General features: G+C 61.1%; 5 protein-coding genes. All 5 read left to right on the top strand.

Annotated elements, in window-relative coordinates; all coding sequences use genetic code 11:
• The coding region (locus KBB36_RS20685; RefSeq protein ID WP_290985732.1) for an ABC transporter substrate-binding protein at positions 1-1393 on the top strand (1393 nt) is incomplete at its 5' end.
• A gap of 18 nt (positions 1394-1411) precedes the next feature.
• Positions 1412-2425 carry an ABC transporter permease gene (locus KBB36_RS20680; RefSeq protein ID WP_290985729.1) on the top strand — a complete coding sequence of 338 codons (1014 nt, stop codon included), beginning with the start codon at positions 1412-1414 and terminating at the stop codon, positions 2423-2425.
• Positions 2422-3267: an ABC transporter permease gene (locus tag KBB36_RS20675; protein WP_290985726.1), complete on the top strand. Its 846-nt coding sequence runs from the start codon at positions 2422-2424 to the stop codon at positions 3265-3267. The genes KBB36_RS20680 and KBB36_RS20675 overlap by 4 nt, the downstream gene beginning before the upstream one ends.
• Before the next feature lie 31 nt (positions 3268-3298).
• Positions 3299-4267, top strand: coding sequence for an ABC transporter ATP-binding protein (locus KBB36_RS20670; RefSeq protein ID WP_290985722.1), 969 nt, complete (start codon positions 3299-3301; stop codon positions 4265-4267).
• The coding region (locus tag KBB36_RS20665) for an ATP-binding cassette domain-containing protein (protein ID WP_290985719.1) at positions 4264-4647 on the top strand (384 nt) is incomplete at its 3' end. The genes KBB36_RS20670 and KBB36_RS20665, both read left to right, overlap by 4 nt.

The following is a 4647-nucleotide window of genomic DNA, read 5'->3' as shown; positions in this document are numbered from 1 at the left end:
GCCCGATGGCACGCAGATGTACGATTACAGCAAGATCGTGCCGGAATTGGCCGAAAGCTACAGCGTGGCGCCGGATGGCAAATCCTTCACCTTCAAGATCCGCCGCGATGCCAAGTTCCACGATGGCGCGCCGGTGACGGCGCATGACGCGAAATGGTCCTATGACCGTGCCGTCAGCGTGGGCGGCTTCCCCACTTTCCAGATGGCGGCCGGCAGCCTGACCAAGCCGGAGCAGTTTGTGGTGGTGGATGACTACACCTTCCGCGTTGACCTGCCGAAGCGCGACAAGCTGGCTTTGCCCGATATGGCCGTGGTTGTGCCTGCGATCTACAATTCCAAGCTGGCCAAGCAGCATGCCACGGAGAAAGACCCGTGGGCGATGGAATGGATGAAAACCAACGATGCTGGCAGCGGCGCCTACAAGTTGGAAAAATGGGTGCCGGGCCAGGAAACTGTGCTGGTGCGCTATGACGACTGGAAGGGTGGCCCGAAGCCGAAAATCCAGCGCGTGATCCTGCGTGAAGTGCCGCAGGCCGGCAACCGCCGCGCCCTGATGGAACGCGGCGATGCCGATATCTCGGTGGATATGCCGCAGAAGGATTCGGCCGAATTGCTGGCACTGGGCGATGCCGCGAAGTATCGCGTGGTTGGCGTGCCGGTGGAAAACTCCCTGAAATATGTCGGCATGGTTTCGACCATGAAGCCCTTCGATAATCCGAAGGTGCGCCAGGCCATCGCTTATGCCACGCCGTTTGAACAGATTTACAAGACCGCGATTTATGGCCGTGGCATCCCGATGTCGGCCGGCCCGGCCGATGCGCCCAAGGATGCCGTCTGGCCGCAGCCCTTCCCCTACAAGACCGATCTTGCCAAGGCGAAGCAGTTGCTGACCGAAGCCGGCTATCCGGATGGTTTCGAAACCACGATCTCCATCGACCTGGGCGATGCCACGGCTTCCGAGCCGGAAGCCGTGCTGTTGCAGCAATCGCTGGCGCAGATTGGCATCAAGACCACGATCGAGAAGATTCCGGGCGCCAATTTCCGCAATGCCATGTTGCAGAAGAACCGCCCGCTGCATATCGCCAGCTTCGGCGGTTGGCTGAACTTCCCGGATTACTTCTTCTTCTGGGGCTATCACGGCCAGAATGCGGTGTTCAACACCATGTCGTACAAGAACCCGGCGATGGACGCGCTGATCGATGCCTCGCGCTACGAGGAAGACCCGGCGAAATATGCCGAGCAGGTGAAGGGCTTCATCAAGCTTGCCATCGACGAAGTGCCGCGTGTGCCGATGTATCAGCAGATTCTCGATGTTGGCATGCAGAAGAACATCAAGGGCTATACCTACTGGTTCCATCGCCAGCTTGATTTCCGCCAGCTCGAAAAGCTCTGAGCCACAGGAGGGCGCGGCATGCTGCGGCTGATCGGCCAACGATTGGTGAGTGCGATACCCAGCATCCTCGGGGTGCTGGTGGTCACCTTCCTGCTCACCCGCGCCCTGCCCGGCGACCCGGCGGTGTATTTCGCCGGGCCGGCCGCCAGCCAGGAAGCCATTGAACAGATCCGCAAGTCGCTCGGGCTGGATAAAACCCTGCCCGAGCAATTCCTGGTTTATGTCACCGATCTGATGCGCGGCAATCTGGGCAATTCCATCGCCACCGGCCGTCCGGTGCTGGAAGAAGTCACCACCCGCCTGCCGGCATCGCTTGAACTGACCCTGCTGGGCCTGATCGTCTCGGTGTTCATCGCCGTGCCGCTTGGCATTGCAGCAGCAAACCGGCCAGGTTCGTGGATCGATCATAGCTGCCGCATCATCACCACGGCGGGAGTCAGCCTGCCGGCGTTTTTCAGCGGCTTGCTGCTGATCTATGTGCTGTATTTCCAGCTTGGCTGGGCGCCGGCCCCGCTGGGCCGGCTTGATATCTATTCCTCGGCGCCGCCCAATGTCACCGGGCTGTATCTGATCGATAGCCTGCTGGCGCGCGATTTTGAAACCTTCATCTCGGCGCTCAAGCAACTGGTGCTGCCGGCTTTCACGCTGGCCTTCTTCACCCTGGCGCCGCTGGCGCGCATGACCCGTGCTTCGATGCTGGAAGTGCTGAACAGCGAATTTATCCGCACCGCGCGGGCCAGCGGCCTCAGCCCGGCCAAAGTGGTGTATGCCTATGCCTTCCGCAATGCCATGCTGCCGGTGGTCACCACGCTGGGCATGGTGTTCTCCTTCCTGCTTGGCGCCAATGTGCTGGTGGAGAAAGTATTCTCCTGGCCCGGCATCGGCACGTTCGCCATTGAAGCCTTGATCGCTTCGGATTACGCGCCGATCCAGGGCTTTGTGCTCACCATGGCGCTGCTTTATGTGGCGCTCAACCTGATGATCGACATCCTCTATATCGTGATCGATCCGCGCGTCGGGTTTGAATCATGAATGCCACGCTCAAACATATCCGCTATGTGCTGACCGAAAACCCGGTCACACTATTCGCCTTCAGCCTGTTTGCGCTGCTGCTGTTTGCCGGCATCTTCGGTCCCTGGCTGGCGCCATATGATCCTCTATTCACCGATGCTGCCCGCGCGCTCAAACCGCCCTCGGCGCAGCATTGGTTCGGCACCGATGCCCTGGGGCGCGATATTTTCAGCCGGGTGCTGGTGGCCACCCGGCTTGATCTGACCATCGCCTTCGCTGCCGTGATCCTCACTTTCGGGCTTGGCGCCGTGGCCGGCATCGCGGCGGGCTATTTCGGCGGCTGGACTGATCGCGTGGTTGGCCGGATTTCAGATACCATCATGGCATTTCCGCTCTTTGTGCTGGCGATGGGCATCGTGGCGGCATTGGGCAACACGGTGAGCAATATCGTCATCGCCACCGCGATCATCAATATGCCGCTTTATGCCCGTGTTGCCCGGGCCGAGGCCAATGTGCGGCGCAATGCCGGCTTCATCGAGGCGGCTCGGCTTTCCGGCAATTCGGAAGGGCGGATATTGTTCATGCATATCCTGCCCAACATCCTGCCGATCCTGATGGTGCAATGCTCACTCACCATGGGCTATGCCATCCTGAATGCCGCCGGCCTCAGCTTCATCGGCCTAGGGATTGCACCGCCAACGCCGGAATGGGGCATCCTGGTGGCCGATGGCGCGCAATACATCATCTCCGGCGAATGGTGGGTGGCGATGTTTCCTGGCCTGGCGCTGATGCTCGCCGTGTTCTGCTTCAACCTGCTGGGTGATGGCCTGCGCGACATGGTGGACCCTCGGAGGCGCACATGAGGACGCCGACCAACCAAATCGTGAGGCGCACATGAGTGCCGTTCCACTTCTGTCGGTTTCCGATCTCAGCGTCGAATTCCGCACCCGCTCGGGTATCGTCAAGGCGCTGGACCGGGTGGATTTTGATATCCACAAGGGCGAGGTGGTGGCGATTGTTGGTGAGAGCGGTTCCGGCAAGTCGGTCACGGCCTATACCGTGATGGGCATTCTGGATGCCGCCGGCAAGGTCACATCCGGCCAGGCGGTGTTTGGCGGCATCGAATTGCTCGATGCGCCCGAACATGTGCTGCGCGAATTGCGCGGCCGTGAAATGTCGATGATCTTTCAGAATCCGCGTGTGGCGCTCAATCCAATCCGCCGCGTCGGCCAGCAGATTGCCGATGTGCTGATCGAACATGGTGGCATTACCCGTGCCGAGGCGCCGAAACGCGCCATTGAGATGTTGCAGAAGGTGCGAATCCCCGATCCTGAGCGCCGCGCCAAAGCCTATCCGTTTGAGCTTTCCGGTGGCATGTGCCAGCGAATCATGATCGCTATCGCGCTGGCCTGCGCCCCCAAGCTGCTGATCGCTGACGAGCCGACCACCGGGCTGGATGTCACCACCCAGGCGGTGATCATGGACCTGGTGACCGAACTGGGTCGCGCCCAGGGCATGGCCACAGTGCTGATCACCCATGATCTGGGCATGGCGGCGGAATATTGTGATCGTATCGTGGTGATGCATGCCGGCCATGTGGTGGAAAGTGCGCCCACCGCCGAGCTATTCCGCAACCCGCGCCATCCCTACACCGCCAAACTGATCGCCGCCACGCCCAAGCCAACCGCCAGCCTGGCCGGGCTGGCCTCGATCCCGGGTTCGTTGCCGGATCTGCGCGCGGCGGAAATTCCGCCCTGCCGTTATTCGCTACGCTGCGAACGCTTGCTGCCCACATGCAGCCGGCCATTGCCTAAATTGCAACGCGAGGAGGGCGGGCTGGTCGCCTGCTGGAATCCGCTATGACCAACAGCACCGCCCCGCTGCTTGATATCGCTGCGCTCTACAAGCTGTTTCCTCTCGGCCAGAAACCCGGCCTGCTGGCCCGGGCGCGCGGCGCCGCCAAACCGGTGCCGCATCTGCATGCCGTGGATAACGTGAATTTCCAGATCATGCGTGGCGAAACCATGGGACTGGTGGGTGAAAGCGGCTGCGGCAAATCCACCCTGGTGCGCCTGATCACCCGGCTGCTTGATCCCAGCGATGGCAGCATCCGGCTCAATGGCGAGGAAATTGGTCATATGCCGGCCAAGGGCTTCGGCTCCAGTCCGTATCGCCCGCGTATCCAGATGGTGTTTCAGGATGCCACCGACAGCCTCAATCCGCGCTACACCGCGTTTGACGCC

It is taken from the genome of Ferrovibrio sp. (assembly GCF_017994015.1).
Lineage (GTDB): Bacteria > Pseudomonadota > Alphaproteobacteria > Ferrovibrionales > Ferrovibrionaceae > Ferrovibrio.
This window is presented reverse-complemented; position numbering and strand designations above follow the sequence as displayed.

What these genes read in the sequence shown, in the direction of transcription:
- KBB36_RS20670 (WP_290985722.1), top strand. Translation starts at nt 3,299, where the DNA reads ATGAGTGCCGTTCCACTTCTGTCGGTTTCCGATCTCAGCGTCGAATTC.
- KBB36_RS20675 (WP_290985726.1), top strand. Translation starts at nt 2,422, where the DNA reads ATGAATGCCACGCTCAAACATATCCGCTATGTGCTGACCGAAAACCCG.
- KBB36_RS20680 (WP_290985729.1), top strand. Translation starts at nt 1,412, where the DNA reads ATGCTGCGGCTGATCGGCCAACGATTGGTGAGTGCGATACCCAGCATC.